Below are 16,735 nucleotides of genomic sequence, written 5' to 3'. Positions count from 1 at the left end.
TTTTTCGAGATAATCAGAGTTGTTGAAAATAATTGTGAATGCAAATACGGCTTTGTGATCCTATACGCAACAAATATCATCAGTACTCCAATATTTATTGCACATCATTCAAAGTAGAATATTTTGATATAGAATTAGCCAAAGCTCGTAGGCATACTCATTCTAATAATTATCAGAATAGATAAAATACCAATAGCGAAAACTGCTGACCAAACCCATAACTTTTTGGATTTCCAGTCAATCGTGCTTTTGGTGATTTTTTCAAAGATAATACCCATTACAATGGAGAATGTAAAGATACCGCCCCAAATAGCCCAACCGTAATGACCGTAACCGTATGCTGCTCCTGCGGGGTTTTGGCCCCCTAATTCACCAATAAGTAGTCCAAGCGCAAATCCTGCCAGTGTTGTAAATGAAAAATACTTTTTCCCAAACAATGCAGGGATTACGGATACCGCCATAGCAATCCAAAATATATTTTGATGTAGCAGCCAACCATATAAATAGCTTAACTGTGCTGGATCATCTCCAAATAGCCACCCTATTACACTTGTTTGCTGCCCAGTTGTACCGAAAATGCGTCCAACAAGATAGACAATGACATACCCAACGGCAACAACCAGTGTAAAAAATATATTCTTTTTTATTTTTTTACGGCGTTCTTCACGTTTCTTTTCTTGCTCCATTTTGTAAAGATAGTAAATCTGTTCCGCCGGTGTGTCCTTTTCTTCTTCATCGGAAGCTAACAGTATATCTACTGTCGTGCCGAATATCTCTGCCAGCTTGAAAAGATTCTCTGTGCTTGGGGCGGATTGACCTGTTTCCCACTTTGTTACTGCTTGTCGGCTTACACCGACAAACTCAGCCACTTTTTCTTGTGATAATCCAGAGCTTTTTCGTTGCTCCTTAATCCTTTCGCCTAATGACATATTCTTCACCTCCACCTATATTGTAGCGAAAGCGGCACTCTCATTCTACCAACTATTTAGCAACTATCGGTTGCATTCCAAAATTCGCATCAATTTATCACTTTAACCCTCTGACGGATATGTTTTTGAGCATTTTAGGATTAAGTTTATTATACCAAAGGGCTCATGAACAAATCTACATCATTTCAGCCTGTCAGCGGCATTGTTATCTCTGGCACACTGCCGCGCTGCTTCCCGCCGTTCCTCACTGTATGGGGCAGTTAGGCGGAAAGAGAAGCGGCCTTTCTCAATGCCGAACTCCTTTCTGTTCTCCTATTACTCAATAGTGGCATTTTCGAGTGGTTTCGGCCCTTGACTATCAGACTTCGATTACACAAATCTAGAATTTCATTTTGGATTTGTATAATCGCCATCGCTAAAAAGAATTGGCACAGGATTGCCCATACATTGGCGCAGTCCTGCCCTTTCGCCGTAAATCCAAATCTGCTATACTTGGTACAGTCAAAACTTTGTAATGCAGCCGTTCCGGTCGGGACGGCTGTTTTTCATTTGTAAGTAAAGGTGGTGGTTCACATTCATACTTTCCTGCAAAAAGTCCGCAGGACATTGAAGAGCGAACGGGGCGAGGCCAACTATTTCTCCACGGTGGTGTTCATCTTCATCGCCGTCATCCTGCTGGCCTTTATCATTGACCTGTTCGGCATCATCTCCACAAAACAGGAGTTAGACCATGCGGCAGATCAGATGGTCAAACAGATCCAGCTGTCCGGCGGCATCAACAGCGAGACCGACTCGCTCTTTGACTTTCTGTGCTCGGAGATCGAGGGGGCGGAGAATATCACATACTCCATCGATGCCACATACAAGACGCCTACGCCGTCCGGGATGTCCCGGGCCATCCAGCTTGGGACGCCCTTCTATATCACCATTGAGGGCGAGGCCAAACTGGGCGGCTTCTGGAACCTGGATCTGGTCAACATCACGGTGGTGGCCCGCGGCTCCGGCGTCAGCGAGCACTATTGGAAGTGAGGTGGCCTATGAAGCGTTTTCTTTCATGGCTGCGCCGGCCGCTTCGCAACGAGCGGGGCGAGATTACTTTCTTTGCCTGCTTCTTTGTAGTCGGGGTCGTCATGCTCATCTCTTTCCTGCTTCTGTACGCCTCGGTGCGGATCACCTGCATCAACATCCGCAACGGCGCCAAAATGGAGCTGAACAACCTGAGCGCCACCATCTATGCGGACACCTACCGCTCCCAGCGGGAGACCAACTTCGAGGAGTACCTGCGCACCCTCTATTCCAGCAATGACTATACGGAAATGCTGGAGGCCACTGTCGCCGGCGGCCTGGCAGAAAAGATCCCGCTTTCCACAGAGGACTATGAGGTATCCGACATCAGCCTGGAGTTCAATGTGGTGGGCGACCGGGTGGAGTATATCTTCTATTGTGATGTGGAGTTCTATGTGCGCATGTTCGGGCACAGTTACCCCACCATCACCCAGCGGGTGGAGCTGACCGGCTACCACAACACCAAATTTTAGCGGCGCTGTTGAAATTCCAGTCAGCTCCGCAGTATAGGCTTTATATAACAGCAAAAAGGAGTGTGGACACACATGAAGAAGTTTTTCCAATCCAAAGGCTTTATTGTTTCAATCCTGGCCGTCCTCTGCGTTGCCATTCTGGGCGTCTGCTGGTTTGTGAGCCGGGACCGCACGGAAGAATTCCAGCCGGATGAATCTCCTCCCAGCAGCACCAGCAGCGACTGGTCGGATGGCGGCGCACAGTCTGGCGACGGGAGCGGGGGCGCAGACGCCTATGCACCCGGCCAGTCTTCCAACGCCGAAGAGGAATATCCCAAGGTGACCTCAGAATCTGAGGGCGAGGTTGAAATCGACTTTACCGATACGGAGAAGCCGGATGAAACACCGCCCCCTGTGCCGGAAGGCAAGACGGAGATCGAAGATCCCGGCGAAGAGCATGAGGTCAATCCCGACCCGGCAGTACCGGAAGTCACTGCCCCTCCTGAAGAGGAATCCACTTCCAGCAATGAGCCGGCCCCCGGCTCCAGCAATGGCAGCGGCGCTGTTTATGATCCGGTGTTTGGCTGGGTAGTCCCCGGCGATGTGCAGCAGTCTACCGGCGACAGCGACGGTGATCTGAATAAGCAGGTCGGCAACATGGGCGGCTGACCACCTACAACTGAATATGGACTTGAAAGGCCGTCACAGGATTGTGGCGGCCTTCTTATTTTCAAAAAGAACGGAGCGTGATGTATTTGAAACGACTTCTCGCCCTCTTATGCAGCCTCGCCCTGGTGTTCTGCCTCGTTCCCTCCACGGCATTTGCATCGGGAGGCAACGGGAACATTGACGGTGGCGGCGGCGGGATGGGGCAAGGCACATCCTCAAACTTCTGGAATCCCGGCAACGATGGCGTGCGCATCACGGTTGTGGATGCGGAAAGCGGCGCTGCCGTGTCCTCACCGCTGGACTTTTCCAACCGGACACAGAAAAGCAGTATCCTCCATTTCGGCAAGGTCAACAAGCTGCAGTACCTGAGCGGCTCCGGCCTCTCCCTCCAGTCCGGGGTGGCCTATTCCTGCATCAAGCCCGCGCAGTCAATGCCCACCATCGTCAGCAGCAAAGGCCAGAGCAACATTGACGCCATCAAGCGGTACTTCTGCTCGGAGTACGCCTGCATGATGGTTGCCCAGGCTGCGGGCGTGGACTACGAGCGGATGATCGCCGGCGAATATAAGCTGCTGATCGAGCCCATCGCCTACTTTACCCACAACGGCCAGTATTACTGCATGACAGCCACTGAGGCTGGCCTTTACGATCAGATGTCCGGCGGCAACCTGCGCCGAACCATGACCTCGCTGACCCATAAGAACCTGCCGCTGTCCATGTTTCTGGAGTTCAGCGATCTTGGCATTTCCGCCTGGACCGGCAACACCACCGGGACGCAAAACAATTCCGACATCATCAATACACTTGGCGTCGGCATCGTCTGGTTTGATGAAGCCCCGCCCGAGGGTGAGATCGAGGCCCCTGATGTGGAGTACCGGGTGGATACCGATGTCATCACCTCTGTCACCCTGCGGACGGATACCGACCTGACGCCGGATAATCCCGCTTCGGTGACCTTCCATATCCTCGGCACCACCTATCGCGTCAACGATATCGTAATCCCCGCTGGCGATAGCCAGGTAGTCTGGGTCAAGTGGCATACCCCCACTACACCGCAGACAGTCACCATCACGGTATCCGTCAGCGGCGCCTATACTGCCCAGGATACCTTTGTGGCAAAGATCGTGGACCTGAACGAACATATCCCGCCCGACCCGGTAGCCACAGACACCAATCCCTCCTATACTGTGCCGTCCCTGCCCAATGAAACGCAGAAACTCACGGCCAACTGGGGCGTCTGGAGCTGCTACTGGGTGCCGGTATGGGTGTGGTGCGATCACGGGGAAGACGGTGGGCATTGGGTGGATGAAGGCTACTGGGAATATGAGTACACCGGCTATTCCGCCTCCATCAGCGGCGTCATGTCCCTGATGCCGGACGATATTGTGCCGACGGCCTCCGGAAAGTCCATGAAGAGCGGGTACGGCGTCAAGCAGGATGTGACCGCCACGCTCTCCACCGACGCGCCCACCAGCCACATCACCCATCCGCAGACGGCCTTTTCGGTGTTCCCGGAGTTCCAGTATGAAACCTATCTCCGCCTGCTGCAGCGAGTGTCCTGCGGCCGGAGCGCCAAATTCACTTTCCAGCCCAATGAGTTCTCTACTTACAGCCGGGAAGTGCACTTTACCCCCATCTGGTTCCCGGATGCGACGAACTACACCGTCTTCACCCAGGTCTGGGATACCTGGACGCCGGACGGGATGCTGAGTATCAACCTGAATGACTATGTTTCCATTGACGGGAGCCTCTATGATGACTGGTACACCAATCGAGAGTAATGTGTGGATGGCCTACCTGCTCACTGTTTTTCTGGTGGTGACGGGCTTTGCCGTCTATGACATCCTATACAGGCGGGTGCCCGACCGGGCGCTCGTCTTTTTTATCCCCCTGGCCGCGCTGGCCCCGCTGATCCAGGTCTGCTTCATTCTGGAGTATGACCGGACGCCTATTTTTATCTGGCCCGTTGTGGCCGAGGCTCTGGTGGGTGCGCTGCTGGGCTTCTGCATTCCGCTGGCCGCTGCTATGGCGACCGGCGGCAGCGGTATGGGAGGCGGGGATATCAAATTCTGCGGGGTACTGGGTCTGGTCTATGGCCCCTCCGGCATGGCCCTGGTATTTTTGGTAGCCGCCGGCTTCGCCATGCCGGTGGTGCTGCTGTATCGGCGGCTCTTGCGGGACAAACAGCCCACCGCGATCCCGTTTTTACCTTTTCTGGCCTGCGGCTGCTCTGTGGCGACGCTGGCTGAACTATTTTTATGACAGGAGAGATGCTTATGAAACTCAACAACCGATTTATCTTCGGCATTCTGTCCCTGGTTCTGGCGGCGGTCATCGCATTTGTGGCACTGCCCACCATTGCCCGGCAGACCAACGGCAAGACGGAGATCGTCCGCATCACCCAGCCGGTGCTGAAAGGCGAAAAGATCACCAGCGACAATGCCGAAGTCGTAGAAGTGGGCGGGTACAATCTCCCGTCCAATGTGGCCCACAGCATGGAGGATGTGGAGGGCCTGTATGTAACAGCCGACCTGGCCGCAGGCGACTATATCCTCACCAGCAAGGTCAGCACCGTACCTGTTTCCTCGGATGTGGCGCTCAACGATATTCCCTCCGGCAAGGTCGCCATCTCGCTGACTGTAAAAACGCTGGCCTCCGGCCTGTCGGATAAGCTGCAGCCGGGCGACATCATCCGCATTTATCACTTCCTGGAGACGGCGGAAGAGGTGCCGGAACTGCGCTTTGTCAAGGTGCTGTCGGTCACCGACTCTGACGGTATCAATGTGGACAACACCAAGGAGCCTACCGAGGACGAAGAGCCGCAGCAGTCTGCCACCATCACTGTGCTGGCAAGCCCGGAGCAGGCCCGTATCATTACCGAGATGGAAAATGACGGCGTGGCCCATGTGGCGCTGATCTCCCGCAACAACGACCAGCTGGCCGAGGAACTGCTGGCTGAGCAGGACAAGACGCTTCAGGAGATCTACTTCCCCGAAACACTGGTTGAAGAAAATGCTGAAAGCCAGGATGGCGGAGAAACTGCTGAAGGCGCCGCAGATAGCGAGTCCACAGGCGAAGCGGGCACCGAAAATACGGAAGGCGGTGTGGAAACAACTCCTGCGGACAGCATCCCGGAAGACGGCGAATAAAAATGGGCGGTGAACAGATTCACCGCCCGATTCCTCACTGCTGGGTAGAAAGATGATCCTCGTTAATCAGGAAAAGCTGTGGATTTTCTTTGCCCAAGTCAACAAGACGCTGGGTAAAACCGCTTTTAGAAAATATCCCAAAAATAGGCTGATAGCCTTTCCATACCTTTTGGATTTCGCCAGAAGCCTGCACCTTATCGCGGAGAGCAAAAAAGACAGGCGCATCCACCGGCTTATTGTGGTATTTGCACTCGCCGGCAAAGAATCGCTTGTTTTGATGGTCCACCGCCATCACATCAATTTCCGTATCGCTGTCCAAATCATTCAGCCAGTAAGCTCCGATCCGCGAGGGAACAAAGTCAATGGCACCTTCCCTGCAAAGGTCTGCAAAAATGGATCTGCAGACATCTTCATAGGCGAAGGCCACAAACTTCTGTACGAAGTCTTTTCGGATTTCATCCAGAACAATCTGCGTATTGTCCAGTTCCAGTTCCCCTTTATATGGATAGACATACCGGAACCAGAAACGCACAAAGTTATCAGAGATGAAATAAAGGCCTTTACGGGACTTCTCCGGATTTTTCTCCGTAACCGGCGTTTCCTTCACGACAAAGCCAAGGTCGCTGAGCGTGGAAAGATATGGCGTCAGCGCGGAAGTTTCTGTCCCCAGAGCTCCCGCAATTTTCCCCAGCTTGTGGTTTCCATCCGCCATCACGCGGATAATGGAAAAATAGTTGACAGCGGATACCACTTCATCTTTCAGCAGAAAGTTTGGTTCTTCATACAGAAAACCGTTCTTCGAGAGAACCGCAGACTCCACCTGTTCCAGCAGTCCTTCCTGATCGTTGAAAAACTCCAGATATTTGGGTACGCCGCCGGTAATCGCATATTGCTCCACCGCACGCTCAAAAGAAAGATGCTGAGCGGCATACACATCCGGGAACGACAAAGGCGCCAACCGGATCTGTGCAGTCCGGCGGCCATACAGGGGGCTGTCATAAGACAGCGCGTGTTTTTGCATCATTCCAATCAAGGAGCCGCAAAGAATCAGCATCACATTGCTGTCCTTGAGAACTTCGTCCCATGCGTTTTGCAGAATAGACGGGAACGCCGGATTGGACTTAACCAGATAGGGAAATTCATCAATAACCAGGACTTTCTTTTCCTCCGGCCGGAATTCCGCAATGATATGGAACAAATCCAGCCAGTCGGAAAAGGCTGCACGCTGCAGCAACGGATTCCGTGTTACCCGGGACACAACACCAGACAGCCGTTTTATGCTTTGTGATTCCACTTCCTCCGTTGCGAGAAAGTAGAATGCCAGCTTACTCTTGATAAATTCTTTAATTAGTGTTGTTTTTCCTACACGCCGCCTGCCGTAAATCACAACAAAGCTGCTGTCTTTTTGGTATTCCCTTTCAAGAGACTCCAGTTCTCGTTGTCTGCCGATAAACTTCATGTTAACGCCTCCTTTATCATAATTCATTTTATGATAATCTATCTTATATTATACATTTGTTTTGCAAAAAGTCAAGGGCATTCCACCCTTGGGAAAGGAGTTTCCTATGGGAAAAGTCATTACTGTCTGGGGCAGCCCGGGGAGCGGGAAAAGCATGTTTTCCTGCATCCTGGCAAAAGCCCTGACCCGCGACAAGCGGAAAGCCATCATCATCAACGCGGAGATCAGCGTCCCCATGCTCCCGGTCTGGCTGCCGGAGCAGATCATCCAGACCAACGCCTCGGTGGGGCAGGTCCTGAGCAGCGTGGAGATCGACACCACACTGGTGGCAAGCCATGTTACGGTGCTCAAAAGCTATCCTTTCATCGGCCTGATGGGCTATTCCGCCGGTGAGAATCCGCTGAGCTATCCGGAAGTCAAATATGCTATGGTACTCCAGCTGGTCAACGCTGCCGCAAAGCTGGTGGATTTCGTCATTCTGGACTGCAGTTCCAGCATGACCAATGTGTTCACTCCGGCAGCAATCGAGTCCGGTGATCTGGTCATCCGCCTGCTTACCCCCGACTTAAAGGGCGTCAACTATCTGAAGGCCCATCAGCCCCTGCTGGTAGATGGCCGGTTCCATTATGACCGGCACATAACTTTTGCCGGCATGGCCCGCCCCTTCCACGCTCTGGATGAAATGGGCTATATCATTGGCGGCTTTGACGGCCTTCTGCCCTATGGTAAGGAGATCGACCGCTGCGCCACCGAGGGCGGGATGTTCCAGGCCATCAAATACTGCAATCCCAAGTACACCGCCTCACTTAACAAGGTGCTGGACGCCCTGGAGCAGATGGAGCTGGCCGAGCAGGCGGCAGAGGATGCGGACGACGAGGACGAGTTCGAGGAGGATGACGCCGATGAATAATCTCAACGACATATTCTTCACGCCGGCGGCCAACCAGGACCTGACCTATGACCAGGTGCTGGAGGATGTGCAGCGGTATTTTGCTGAAAATCACGCCTCCACCATTGCCGAGGCCGGCGAGGGAAACGCCGAGCGGGCCACCACACTGCTCAAAGAGCTGATGGTACAGTACATCGTCAAGCGGAAATACGCCATTGAAGGGCTGACCACCGAGGAACTGTGTGAAAAACTCTACGAGGATATGGCCGGTTACTCCTTCCTCAAGAAATGGATCTACAAGCCCGGCATTGAGGAAGTCAACATCAACGCCTACAACGACATCGAGGTGATCGAGGCCGGCGGGCGCAGCATCAAGATCCCGGACAAGTTTTCCTCCCCGCAGCACGCCATTGATGTGGTGCGCCGTATGCTCAACGCCTGCGGCATGGTCATTGACGACACCATGCCCAGTGTGGTGGGATTTCTGGACAAAAATATCCGTATCTCTGTGGACAAGACGCCCATTGTGGACCCGGATGTAGGGATCAACGCCTCCATCCGTATCGTCAACCAGCAGACAGTCTCCGAGCAGAAGCTGCTGGATTCCGGCAGCGCCACCGCCGAGATGCTCCACTTCCTGATGGCCTGCATCCGGTATGGCGTCAGCGTGTGTATCGCGGGCTCCACCGGCTCCGGCAAGACCACCATCATGGCATGGCTGCTCTCCAATGTTCCCAACAACCAGCGCCTTATCACCATTGAGGAAGGTAGCCGCGAGTTTGATCTGGTCAAGCGGGATGAAAACGGAAATATCTTGAACTCCGTCATCCACCTTCTGACCCGGCCCAGCGAAAATCCGGCGCTGAACATCAACCAGGACTTCCTTTTGGAGCGGGTGCTGCGCAAACACCCCAATGTCATCGGCGTCGGCGAGATGCGGTCCGCCGCAGAGAGCCTGTCGGCCGCCGAGAGCTCCCGCACCGGCCATACCGTCTGCACCACCATCCACTCCAACTCCTGCAACAGCACTTACCGCAGGATGATGACCCTCGCCAAGCGCAAATACAGCATGGACGACGCCGTGCTCATGGAGATCATGGTGGAGGCCTATCCCATCGTGGTATTTACCAAGCAGCTGGAAGACCGTTCCCGTAAGATCATGGAGATTCTGGAGGGCGAGGACTACCGGGACGGACAGCTCATTTCCCACACGCTCTACAAATTTGAGGTGGAGGACAATGTGACCGATGAAAAAGGAGAGATCCATGTGGTGGGCCATCACCGGAAGGTGGGCCTGATCTCGGATACTTTGAAAAAACGGCTCCTTGACAACGGCATCTCCAATAAGGAGCTGGCGGAGTTCATGGACGCCCCGAAGGAGGTGGATTAAAGGTTGCAGTGGATCTACATCATTTGCTTTGCGCTGATCAGCGCGGGCCTCCTGGCCCTGTTCGGTGTGCGGCCGGGGGATTTTATCGACGCCCTGTTCCGCTCCCAGCGCAAGGCAGCTACCTTGTCTGACGAACTCAATGTCCTGATGGGTACGCCCGCCAAGGGCTTCTTCAACCAGGACTATGAGCTGAAACAGATTTTGAAAGGCACCGGCCGCTCCGACCGCTATGAGGCGGTCAAGCGGCTGTCGCTGATCCTGTTTGCGGTGGGCGCTGTGCTGGCGCTGCTCATCAACAATGTGTATATGGTGCCGATCCTGGGCATTGGCTTTTCGCTGGCCCCCATCTGGTATCTGCGCAGCACAGCCGCCAGCTACAAGAAGCATCTGAACGAGGAACTGGAGACCGCTATCTCCATCATCACCACCTCCTACCTGCGAACAGAGGACCTGATACGGGCGGTCAAGGAAAACCTGCCCTACATCAATGAGCCGGTGAAGGCCAACTTCGAGGCATTTGTGTACGAGGCGGAACTGATCAACGCCAACCTGACCAGCGCCATCAACTCGCTGAAGATGAAGGTCCCCAACCGGGTATTTCATGAGTGGTGCAACATCCTCATTCAGTGCCAGTCTGACCGCTCCATGAAAAACACACTGCCCACCATCGCCCAGAAGTTCAGCGATGTGCGAGTGGTGCAGTCTGAACTGGAGGCCATGATGCAGGGCCCGCGCCGTGAGGCCATCACGATGATGTTCCTGGTGGTCGCCAATGTGCCGCTGCTTTACTTCCTCAATGAAGACTGGTTCCATACGCTCATCTTCACCACACCCGGCAAAATTGCCCTGGCGATCTGCGCAGCCATCATTCTCTTTGCCCTGACGCAGATCATGAAGCTGAGCAAGCCCATTGAATACGGAGGTGACGGCGCATGACCCTTTTGGCACTTGTGGCGATCATCTTCTTTGGTTTTGCCACCTACAACCTGACCTGCGCCTTTGTGGATATTCCCACAAAGAAGACCTCCCGCATGATGATGCTGGCCCGCAAGCAGCAGGGCGTAAAGTCCGAGAAACTGCTGGATGTCTACATCACCAAAATCGCCGGACTGATCGCCCCGTACCTGAAACTGGATAAACTCAAACGGAACAAGCTGCAGCGGGCGCTGGATATTGCCGGTCTGGAACTGACGCCGGAGGTCTACACAGCCCGGGCTTGGGTCACGGCAGGCGCCGTCGGCCTCAGCTCTATCCTGATGGTGTTTCTGGTGCCGCTGATGGTTCCCGTGCTGATCGGGCTTGCGGTGGCGCTGTGGTTCTCGACCTATTACAGCGTCTTCGATTTCGTTAAGAAGCGCCGCAAGCTCATTGAAAGCGAGATCCCCCGGTTCGCCCTGACTATTGGGCAGAACCTGGAGAACGACCGGGATGTGCTGAAGATCCTTACCTCTTACCGCCGGGTAGCGGGCAAGGACTTCGGCGCGGAGCTGGACCAGACCATTGCCGACATGAAAACCGGCAACTATGAGAATGCCCTGATCCGTTTTGAAACCCGCATTGGCAGCCCCATGCTGTCCGATGTAATCCGCGGCCTGATCGGCGTGCTTCGCGGCGACGACCAGCGGATGTACTTCAAGATGATCTGCTTTGACATGAGGCAGATCGAGCAGAACAATCTGAAAAAGGAAGCGGCCAAGCGCCCCAAGAAGATCCAGCGTTACTCCATGATGATGCTCATTTGCATTATGATCATCTATCTGGTGGTCCTCTGCACCGAGGTCATGAGTTCCCTGGGCGCTTTCTTCGGCTGACAGGTATCCGCCCACGCCTCTGGTGTGGGCTTTCCATATACCCGCTCCCATCCGGGGGCGAATCTACGATGGAGGTGATGTTTTGTACCGCAGTGGGTTCCCATAGCAGCCGCTATGCCGGCTGCCTTCCATCCATTTCCCCAGGGCCGACCTGCTCTCAGGCCGGTCCTGAACCTATCGTCTGAACAGGAGAAATCCATGTCGAAGAAAAAATATATTCCGCCTGACGGCGAAGATGTGCGGCGGCGCCGGTTCCGGTGGCTTTTGCGCCAGAAGCCGAAAGCGTATCCGGACAGGCCCCGCTCCAACAAAAACAGCCTGCTCAAGCCTATCCGCCGGTCCTGACCGGCCATAACCATACCCAAATCCAATATCACATTTACAGGAGGTATTTCCATGAAGAAGTTTACCAGCTGCATCTGCAGCAAAGCGAACGGCCTCGCGCTTCGGGCCCGTATGGCGCTCTCCAACCAGCGCGGCGATTTCTACATCTCTGATGCGGTCAAAATCATCATCGCCGTTGTGCTGGGCGCCCTGCTGCTGGCGGCCCTGACCCTCATCTTCAACGATACGGTCATCCCCCGGATCACGCAGGAGATCGAGGGCCTGTTCGGCGCGGCCAACTAAGGGCTTGTTCGCTTAAATGCCGTCAGCGGGGATCAGCTTGTGGACATCCACAGCTGGTCCCCGCTTTTTTATTTTCTCAAAAAACGAATAACGGAGGTAGAGGATGAAAACATCCTGCAAATTTTATTCCTTTCTGCGGGCCGTCCGTGGGAACTGGCGCAATGCCATCTTTGTCAGCTGTGGCTGCGATGCCTGTATGTATGGCCGGGAGAAGCCCTGTTCCGGATTCCTGCTGACAGTGGATGAGTGTGGGCAGGTCATGCTTCTGCCTGCGGAAACCGTACATGAGCTGACCGGTGAGGAAGTAGAGCCCACCGAGTGTAGCGATGTCCTGTCGCACCGCTCTTTTGACGCCGCTTTTTCCAAGTACATCGAATGGCATGCGCCGAACTCTTCCGCATGTACGCTCAGGCAGCTTTGTCTGGACCCCAGCTGCAGCCAGAACAGCTGATTTTTACACAGAAAGACGCCATCGCGCCGCCTTTGGCGCGTCTTTGGAGGTGATGATTTTATGATGAAGCAAAAACAGATCAAATGTCCTTATTGCCATGCCAATGCCTCTCTCCGCCCTGCCAGCGTGGTTTACGGCTTGAACCGCCGGTCCCAGGGGAAATTTCTCTATCTCTGCGACCGCTGGCCCGCCTGCGATGCCTATGTGAGCGCCCATGACAGGACGCACCGGCCTATGGGAACTTTGGCAAATGGAGATCTCCGACACAAGCGCATTTTGGCGCACCGGGCATTGGAGCAGCTGCAGCAGAGCCGGCACATGGAAAAATGGGAGGTCTACATCTGGCTCCAGGCAAAGCTGGGGCTGGATGAACGGCAGGCCCATATCGGCCAGTTTTCCGAATGGATGTGCGATGAGGTCGTCCGCCTCTGTAGGCAGGCCTCAGCTCCTCCCGCCGCCGGACAGGCGGCAGCCTGACGGGAGGTGAGCAAATGACCAGCCTGACAAAACAGCAGCAGGAACTCGTTGCTCAAAACCTGCCAGTGGTGCATTGGGTGATCTGCGACTATATCCATGTGAATCCGACTATCTGCGGCCTGGAGTACAGCGATCTGTTCCAGGAGGGGTGCGTCTGGCTCTGCAAAGCCGCGGCCACCTATAAGGACGATGGGCGGGCACAGTTTGCCACCTACGCCAAAACGGTCGTAAAAAACGGGCTTCTGTCCTATTGCCGGACGATCTGCAACAGGGGCAAGATGTTCAGCCGGCTCATTATTGGGGAGCATGGGGAACTGGCCGCCGACGGTGAGGCCCTGGAGCCGCAGTCCGACGCTTTTGACGCCCAAGTGTCCCTGATGGAAACGCTGTCGCTTCTGGAGACCAGCAAGCAGGACTATGACGGTGTGGCCCGGCTTGGGATTGAGGCTCTGGCGCTCAAGCTCCAGGGGATGCGGGTCACGGATATTGCGGAACTCTACCAGGTTCCGCCCTCTCATGTGGGTGCATGGATCTCGCGCTCGGTCGCCAAACTGCGCAGCGACCCCCGCTTTCTGGCAAGCCTGCTTTGAATCTGTTGAAAACCACGGCCTTCCCGCAGTAAAGGATATATAAAAGGAGGCATTGATCAATGGAACAGAAAACCTTATATACTGCTATCGGCCGTCTGGAGCGGGAAACCAATGGCTGCGGCCGGTCCTGCCCGGTCATCCGCCTTGGCGGTCAGCCCTACATGGTGGATATGCAGGAGCTGGTTGTTTGGACTGCCCTGAATTGGCGGATCTCCAAGTGGGAGGATATTTCTTTTCAGTGCGATAAGCTGGCCTCATCTATGGGCGGTGCTGTCAGCCGGCCCTGGGATGACTGCGTGAACCGCCTGCTTACCCGCGGCCTGCTGGTTTCCGGCTGCGGGGAGACCGAATACGATGCGCTGTATGATCTATTGAGTTCCCTGGGCATCATTCCTACCAGCGGCTCTGCCCTGGTGCGCGGCGTATCGTTTATGAAGCTGGTATTCAGCCGTCGGGTTTCAGTCGGGCAGGCGCTGAAGCTGTTTCGCAAAGACCGCCGGACCGACTATGAATCCCGCGTCATGCGGCTTTCCCGGCAGGCCCTGCTTTCCACTGCTGAAATCATCAAATGTGTGGAGCAGGATGTCTTCTCCCTCCCCAGTGAGCGGGTCCTGATGGAGAAGGTGTATGGCGACAGCGAGACCACCTGCCAGAATATCGCCAGCCTGATGAAGAACAGCCGGAGCAGCCAGGCTGTAACGCTGGCCGTTGCCAACCTGTATCTGCGCCAGCAAATCATTTTTGAAAGGATCAGCACATGAAAAACCAATGGAGTCAATTTCCCTTTGTCCTGCGCCGCAAGATCCTGCTGACATTTCTGGCCGGAGTCGCCAGCATCGCAGTCAGCCTTGTTATCTTCACTGTCGCCGCAGACCGCATCCTTCTGGTGCTGGGTGGATTCATTTTTGCCGCTTCTCTGGTGCTGGGCAGCAGCCTGTGGCGCACCGCCGCCCGGGGCCGGTACGAAGTGGTGGAAGGAATCTGCGCCGGCGTCAGCACCCCTATGTTGCGTCGTTACCGCAAGATCCAGCTGATTGATGAACAGGGTGCGGAACGCACCTTGCTGTTGAGCAAAACTGCCAAGTTCCAGATTGGCGTCCGCTACCGCTTTTATTTTCAAAAAGGGAGCCGGCCTGCCGTCGGAAACGACTATCTGGACGCTGCCCTCTCCACCAATAGTTTTCTTGGATACGAGGTACTGGAGAACGCAGCATCCTGTGATGAAGAGCTGGAAAGCAGGGAGCAAACACCCCATGAGTAAGAAATAGGGATACGGCACCAAAGCCATAGCTTCAGTGCCGTATCCCTCTATTTTTGACAGTCTTATAAAAAAGCAAATGATCTTGCAGAAAATTGATTTCTTTTTCCTATTTAATAGGCGGAATACTTAAAAGGAGGTCCATCCCAATGTATAAGCCCCACACCATTGAGCAATACAAAATCCAGCGTTTTCTGGACGACACCTTTGCAATGGAGCATTTCCTGGTCTCACCGCTGTCCCGCACCTCGCTCTTGCTGGAGGATGAAACCGGCGAGCAGCTTGCTTTCGGCTTTTTAGATGACGAAGTGCGTGAGATCCCGCTCCCTCCGCCGGCCGACCTGGAAAAAATCAAAGATTTCATCCGGCGCTTCCGGGCCCTCAATCCCAAACCGCGTCTGCGTACTTTTGAAGATATTACCCGCTGGTGGCTGGACCACCCCAATCCCCTGACCTACCAGCAGGCCCTTGGGCTGTCGGAGGAGCTCTACCGCCATTTTCTTTCCCACCCCATGATCGACGAGGAAGACGCCTATCGTCTGGCTTCTTCCGGGCTTGTCAGTGAAGATGATTACCGGGATATTCAGCTCTGGTATCTCGATGGCAACACCATCTCCCACTGGCTCGGTCCCTTCGGCGTGGATGGGACAGGCAATCTCTATCGTCTGATATTCAGCTACGGGACGCCGGCAGCCCGAGCACTCAAATTCTATCTGCTGGATGATTACTACCGCGACATGAACCATATATTGTGATTCGCCTCGCTTAAATATCTATATATAGTATAATACCACTTGACAAACACAAGATATAGTGCTACACTTATCCTGTAATTGATTTTTGTGCGTTTCCCCTTGTGGGATACAGACTTAGCTTCTGTACCGCAGATTAAAAATCTGCATTGCACACGCAGTCAAGGTTGTATGCTGTATCAAGTGTCAGTGGTATTGCCGCGCCCTTTCGGGGCTGGTATCCGCTGGCACTTTTTATATATAGATATTAACGCCAGAGGCGAAGAAAGGAAGTGTTATGGCACAAATCGTTGTATTTGGCCGAGTCATGCACGAGCTTGTCCCGAAAGAGGGCCAGTCAAAACAGCAATATGTCTGTTTCGACCTGATGGAGCGTTCCGGCAACACCCCGCCGGACTACTACCAGGTATGGGCCCGCGGTGACGATGTTACCCGGCTCATGCGGCTCAAGGTCAAAAAGGGAAGCATGATCTGGCTCACCGGATCGCAAAAACTGGTGGATGTTCGCCAAAAGGACGGAACCACAGTCAAGAAGCTGAAAATATGGCTGACGGACTTTGGATTTCTCCCCGGGCAGTCCTCCAAAGCAAAATCCGAAAGTGGACAGCATGACCCTGACGACGCGGCGCCTGTTCCGTCACCTCCCGAGGTGATGAACGGCGACCGTGAACCCCTGCCGGAATAGCTCCCGGCATCCAAGAGGGACCGTATCAAGTTTTCAGAATGATCTGAAGCTTGGTGCGGTCCCTCTTTTTTTGTTTTCAGGC

Annotated in this window: 21 protein-coding genes; 19 read left to right on the top strand and 2 right to left on the bottom strand. The window is 54.2% G+C overall.

All coding sequences use genetic code 11. The features are described 5' to 3' along the window. Positions 1 to 134 precede the first annotated feature (134 nt). A complete protein-coding gene (locus tag B5G37_RS00845) occupies positions 135 to 929 on the bottom strand; it encodes a helix-turn-helix transcriptional regulator (protein ID WP_087231487.1) in 795 nt (264 codons plus the stop codon). Positions 930 to 1,535: 606 nt separating this feature from the next. Between B5G37_RS00845 and B5G37_RS00840 the strand changes: the two genes are divergently transcribed. The 6 genes from B5G37_RS00840 to B5G37_RS00815 all read left to right on the top strand — a co-directional run bounded on the left by B5G37_RS00840 (position 1,536) and on the right by B5G37_RS00815 (position 6,264). Next, a complete protein-coding gene (locus tag B5G37_RS00840; protein WP_227603392.1) occupies positions 1,536 to 1,958 on the top strand; it encodes a DUF4320 family protein in 423 nt (140 codons plus the stop codon). An 8-nt stretch (positions 1,959 to 1,966) separates the two neighbouring features. After that, complete coding sequence (locus tag B5G37_RS00835; protein ID WP_087231484.1) at positions 1,967 to 2,467, top strand: hypothetical protein; 501 nt, start codon at positions 1,967 to 1,969, stop codon at positions 2,465 to 2,467. Between the two features lie 60 nt (positions 2,468 to 2,527). Then, positions 2,528 to 3,115 carry a DUF6550 family protein gene (locus tag B5G37_RS00830; RefSeq protein ID WP_343229674.1) on the top strand — a complete coding sequence of 196 codons (588 nt, stop codon included), beginning with the start codon at positions 2,528 to 2,530 and terminating at the stop codon, positions 3,113 to 3,115. Between the two features lie 80 nt (positions 3,116 to 3,195). After that, positions 3,196 to 4,896 (top strand): hypothetical protein, encoded by a 1,701-nt coding sequence (locus tag B5G37_RS00825; protein WP_087231479.1) that lies wholly within the window; start codon positions 3,196 to 3,198, stop codon positions 4,894 to 4,896. After that, the gene (locus tag B5G37_RS00820) at positions 4,871 to 5,377 is read left to right on the top strand and encodes a prepilin peptidase (RefSeq protein WP_242962716.1); all 507 of its coding nucleotides are present in this window, start codon (positions 4,871 to 4,873) and stop codon (positions 5,375 to 5,377) included. The genes B5G37_RS00825 and B5G37_RS00820 overlap by 26 nt, the downstream gene beginning before the upstream one ends. Before the next feature lie 14 nt (positions 5,378 to 5,391). Continuing rightward, positions 5,392 to 6,264, top strand: coding sequence for an RcpC/CpaB family pilus assembly protein (locus B5G37_RS00815; RefSeq protein WP_242959222.1), 873 nt, complete (start codon positions 5,392 to 5,394; stop codon positions 6,262 to 6,264). A gap of 34 nt (positions 6,265 to 6,298) precedes the next feature. Here B5G37_RS00815 and B5G37_RS00810 read toward each other — a convergent pair whose 3' ends face one another. Continuing rightward, positions 6,299 to 7,723 (bottom strand): ATP-binding protein, encoded by a 1,425-nt coding sequence (locus tag B5G37_RS00810; RefSeq protein WP_087398884.1) that lies wholly within the window; start codon positions 7,721 to 7,723, stop codon positions 6,299 to 6,301. 106 nt (positions 7,724 to 7,829) lie between these two features. Here B5G37_RS00810 and B5G37_RS00805 point away from each other — a divergent pair, with 106 nt between their 5' ends. The 13 genes from B5G37_RS00805 (at position 7,830) to B5G37_RS00750 (ending at position 16,653) form a co-directional block, all read left to right on the top strand. Further along, positions 7,830 to 8,633, top strand: a complete 804-nt coding sequence (locus tag B5G37_RS00805; protein WP_087235932.1) for a hypothetical protein — start codon at positions 7,830 to 7,832, stop codon at positions 8,631 to 8,633. Then, positions 8,626 to 10,002, top strand: a complete 1,377-nt coding sequence (locus B5G37_RS00800) for a CpaF/VirB11 family protein (protein WP_087235930.1) — start codon at positions 8,626 to 8,628, stop codon at positions 10,000 to 10,002. The genes B5G37_RS00805 and B5G37_RS00800 overlap by 8 nt, the downstream gene beginning before the upstream one ends. Positions 10,003 to 10,005: 3 nt before the next feature. Then, positions 10,006 to 10,938, top strand: a complete 933-nt coding sequence (locus B5G37_RS00795) for a hypothetical protein (RefSeq protein WP_058963712.1) — start codon at positions 10,006 to 10,008, stop codon at positions 10,936 to 10,938. Next, positions 10,935 to 11,813 carry a hypothetical protein gene (locus B5G37_RS00790; protein WP_087235928.1) on the top strand — a complete coding sequence of 293 codons (879 nt, stop codon included), beginning with the start codon at positions 10,935 to 10,937 and terminating at the stop codon, positions 11,811 to 11,813. The genes B5G37_RS00795 and B5G37_RS00790 overlap by 4 nt, the downstream gene beginning before the upstream one ends. A 198-nt stretch (positions 11,814 to 12,011) precedes the next feature. After that, a complete protein-coding gene (locus B5G37_RS15500; protein WP_164496941.1) occupies positions 12,012 to 12,158 on the top strand; it encodes a hypothetical protein in 147 nt (48 codons plus the stop codon). 51 nt (positions 12,159 to 12,209) lie between these two features. After that, a complete protein-coding gene (locus B5G37_RS00785; protein ID WP_087235926.1) occupies positions 12,210 to 12,440 on the top strand; it encodes a DUF6133 family protein in 231 nt (76 codons plus the stop codon). A 103-nt stretch (positions 12,441 to 12,543) separates the two neighbouring features. Continuing rightward, on the top strand, positions 12,544 to 12,891 hold the full coding sequence (locus tag B5G37_RS00780) for a hypothetical protein (protein WP_242959225.1): 348 nt from the start codon (positions 12,544 to 12,546) through the stop codon (positions 12,889 to 12,891). 60 nt (positions 12,892 to 12,951) lie between these two features. After that, entirely contained in the window at positions 12,952 to 13,368 is a 417-nt protein-coding gene (locus B5G37_RS00775) for a zinc-finger-containing protein (protein ID WP_087235924.1), read from the top strand. Between the two features lie 14 nt (positions 13,369 to 13,382). After that, positions 13,383 to 13,958, top strand: coding sequence for a sigma-70 family RNA polymerase sigma factor (locus B5G37_RS00770; protein WP_087235922.1), 576 nt, complete (start codon positions 13,383 to 13,385; stop codon positions 13,956 to 13,958). A gap of 59 nt (positions 13,959 to 14,017) precedes the next feature. Next, positions 14,018 to 14,719 (top strand): hypothetical protein, encoded by a 702-nt coding sequence (locus B5G37_RS00765; RefSeq protein WP_006573859.1) that lies wholly within the window; start codon positions 14,018 to 14,020, stop codon positions 14,717 to 14,719. Further along, a complete protein-coding gene (locus B5G37_RS00760; RefSeq protein ID WP_087235920.1) occupies positions 14,716 to 15,219 on the top strand; it encodes a hypothetical protein in 504 nt (167 codons plus the stop codon). Before B5G37_RS00765 ends, B5G37_RS00760 begins: the two co-directional genes overlap by 4 nt. Before the next feature lie 146 nt (positions 15,220 to 15,365). After that, on the top strand, positions 15,366 to 15,971 hold the full coding sequence (locus B5G37_RS00755; protein ID WP_087235918.1) for a hypothetical protein: 606 nt from the start codon (positions 15,366 to 15,368) through the stop codon (positions 15,969 to 15,971). A gap of 274 nt (positions 15,972 to 16,245) precedes the next feature. Beyond that, positions 16,246 to 16,653 carry a single-stranded DNA-binding protein gene (locus tag B5G37_RS00750; RefSeq protein WP_087235916.1) on the top strand — a complete coding sequence of 136 codons (408 nt, stop codon included), beginning with the start codon at positions 16,246 to 16,248 and terminating at the stop codon, positions 16,651 to 16,653. The last annotated feature ends 82 nt before the right edge of the window (positions 16,654 to 16,735 follow it).

It is taken from the genome of Pseudoflavonifractor sp. An85, from assembly GCF_002161235.1.
Classification (GTDB): domain Bacteria; phylum Bacillota; class Clostridia; order Oscillospirales; family Oscillospiraceae; genus Enterenecus.
Note: the sequence above shows the minus strand (reverse complement) of the source record. Positions and strands in the feature narration are given on the sequence as shown.